Genomic DNA, 2,448 nt, shown 5'->3' with positions numbered 1-2,448 from the left:
TGATGCCAAAGACAACAGAATATTGTCTCGAAAATGGAATTTGGTTTCAAAACTTAAGTAAAATTCTTGATATTTCGCACAAAAAGATAAAATTTTACCTTTAATTTCCTAAATTCCTATGTTGCTTCGGGTTTATTTTGTTACACTATTTGTAATTATTCCCGTTTGTAATACTTGAATGATTGCTAATACATAACTAAAATAGTTAACTTAGATACTAATGCTCAAAAAGAAGAGCAAATTTATAAGCATTAAGGAAGATAATGAAACAACAACAAAAAACTTGGACACTTTGGATTTTTCTATTCTTGGCCATGGTCTTAATTTGGCAGGCCACGAACCAATCATTAAATAAAGAAAAAGTTGTCGACTACTCAACATTTCTAACTCAAGTTCAAAGTAAATTCGTTGATAATGTGACTTTCCTTGGTGACCTTACTATTAAAGGTCAATACAAAGAAGAATACGAGAACGGTTCACACTTTACTGTTACAGCTAAAACTGATGAGTACACAAAGAAGTACTTATTAGATAATGGCGTTATTTTAAAATATAAAAAAGAACAATCGGGAAGTCTATTTACGACTCTTCTAATTCAATGGGCTCCAATGCTTATTTTATTTGTTCTTTTCTGGTTCTTCTTAAAGCAACTTCAGTCTGGTGGCGGAAAAGCGATGAGCTTTGGTAAGTCAAAGGCAAAGCTTTTAACGGCACAAGATAAGAAAGTAACATTTGATGATGTCTCTGGTGTTCAAGAAGCTAAAGAAGAACTTTTTGAAGTTGTAGACTTCTTAAAAGATCCAAAGAAATACACTGGTCTTGGTGGTAAAATTCCAAAGGGATGTCTATTAGTAGGACCTCCAGGTACAGGTAAGACATTACTTGCAAGAGCAGTTGCTGGTGAAGCAGATGTTCCATTCTTCTCAATTTCAGGTTCTGATTTTGTTGAGATGTTTGTTGGTGTTGGTGCTTCGAGAGTTAGAGACTTATTTGAGCAAGGTAAGAAACAAGCTCCATGTATTATCTTTATTGATGAGATTGATGCTGTTGGACGTCACCGTGGACACGGTATGGGCGGAGGACACGATGAAAGAGAACAAACTCTAAACCAACTTCTTGTAGAGATGGATGGATTTGAATCAAATGAAGGCGTCATTATTATGGCCGCAACAAATAGATTAGATGTTCTTGATCCTGCACTACTTCGTCCTGGTCGTTTTGATCGACGTGTAATGGTTGGACCTCCAGATGTTCGTGGACGTCTTGGAATTTTAAAAGTTCATGCAAGAAAAACTCCTCTAAATGAAAATGTAGATTTAGAAGTTGTAGCTAAAGGAACTCCAGGATTTACTGGTGCTGACCTTGCTAACTTAGTAAACGAAGCAGCACTTACTGCAGCTCGTTTAGGTAAGAAGAAGCTTGAAATGGGAGATTTTGAATCTGCTAAAGATAAAGTTTTAATGGGACCTGAGAGAAAATCGATGGTTATTTCTGATAAAGAGAAACGTGTAACTGCTTATCACGAAGCTGGTCACACTCTTGTTGGAATGCACCTTCCTCATACAGATCCAATTCATAAAGTATCTATTATGCCTAGAGGTGGAGCACTTGGTGTTACACAAACTCTTCCAAGTGAAGATATGCATAACCTTACAAAGTCTAAGTCAGAGAACTTAATCGCCTTCTTAATGGGCGGTCGTTGTGCTGAAGAGATTGCGTTTAATGAGATCACAAACGGTGCTTCAAATGATATTGAAAGAGCAACTCAACTAGCTCATAGCATGGTTTGTTCATGGGGTATGTCTACAGCGATGGGTCCTAGAAACTTCTCTAAGCCAGGTGGTTCTCCATTTGGTGGTCCAACTTCTGATGCTGTTGGATACTCTGAGCAAACTTCTAAAGAGATTGATGCTGAAGTTCATAAGTTTATCGATGATAACTATAAGCTAGCTCTTAATATTCTTAATGAGAATAGAGATGCTTTAGACAGACTTTCTGAGGGTCTTATTCTTTGGGAAACGCTTGATCTTAAGCAAGTTGAGGCCTTAATTGCTGGTGAAGATATTGGTGTTCCAATTATCTCTGAAGTAAAAAAAGAAGAGCCTAAAGAAGATGCTCCAGAAGAAGTTAAGCCAGAAGCTGATGTAGCTGAAAGTAAAGACTCTTCTAAGGACGATGGATCTGTTCCAGTTTAGTCCTAAAGAAAATTCAAATTTTAAAATGATGGGGGTGATTAATATCACCCCTAATTCATTCTCAGATGGTGGAAAGTATACTTCACTTCCTTTAATTAAAGATCAAATTAATCATTTTAGAAATTACGGCTGTAAGTGCTTTGACTTCGGTGCAGAGTCTACCGCTCCCTTCAATAAGGCAATTACTAAAGAAGAAGAACAGAAGCGTCTAGGGCCACTCTTTGAGCTGATCAAGAGTGGTGAGTTTAGAGAG

2 protein-coding genes are annotated in these 2,448 nt (G+C 37.1%); both read left to right on the top strand.

Features of this window, described 5'->3' with window-relative positions:
- The first annotated feature begins 263 nt into the window (after positions 1 to 263).
- Positions 264 to 2,195: an ATP-dependent zinc metalloprotease FtsH gene (gene ftsH, locus ABX784_RS16935; RefSeq protein ID WP_372656245.1), complete on the top strand. Its 1,932-nt coding sequence runs from the start codon at positions 264 to 266 to the stop codon at positions 2,193 to 2,195.
- Positions 2,176 to 2,448: dihydropteroate synthase (locus tag ABX784_RS16930; RefSeq protein WP_372656244.1), on the top strand; the 273-nt coding region annotated here is incomplete at its 3' end. The genes ftsH and ABX784_RS16930, both read left to right, overlap by 20 nt.

Origin of the sequence: Halobacteriovorax sp., from assembly GCF_041587335.1 — a bacterium.
GTDB lineage: Bacteria > Bdellovibrionota > Bacteriovoracia > Bacteriovoracales > Bacteriovoracaceae > Halobacteriovorax.
The sequence above is the reverse complement of the archived record's forward strand: the minus strand, read 5'-3'. Positions and strand labels throughout refer to the sequence as shown.